Genomic DNA, 448 nt, shown 5'->3' with positions numbered 1-448 from the left:
GCGCATCCTGCGCCTGCGCTATGGCCAGTTCCTGGGCGAAGAAAGCGAAGGTGCACCGAAGCCACCGCCGACCAGCGACCTGCCCACCAGCGATGCGCCGACCGCAGACAGCCACGACGACGAACACGATCACGATCACGACCATGGCGCCGAGGCCGGTGCGCACGACGCGCATGGCCACGATCACGGCGGCAAGGCGGCCAGTGCCGATACGCCGCCGGTATTCGGCAGCGCCACCGATGTGCTGTCGGAGTACGGCCACACCCACGACCATGCCGAGGCCACGACCCTGCTCGACCCACAGACCCGCGCCACGCTGAAGGCCGCGCTGGACCAGATGTGGTCGGCCGAAGGCGAGCTGCGCCAGGGCCGCCCGGAGCAGGCACTGCCGTTCGCCTACAAGGCGCTGGGTTTCATCAAGCAGGTGCAGCAGGCCGAGCGCATCTAC

1 pseudogene is annotated in these 448 nt (G+C 69.0%); it reads left to right on the top strand.

From position 1 onward, the window contains the following. Positions 1–448 (top strand): annotated as a pseudogene (locus tag HR086_RS47530) (hypothetical protein); the annotation flags it as partial.

Source organism: Myxococcus sp. CA039A (assembly GCF_013336645.1).
In the GTDB taxonomy this organism is placed as follows: domain Bacteria; phylum Myxococcota; class Myxococcia; order Myxococcales; family Myxococcaceae; genus Myxococcus; species Myxococcus llanfairpwllgwyngyllgogerychwyrndrobwllllantysiliogogogochensis.
This window is presented reverse-complemented; position numbering and strand designations above follow the sequence as displayed.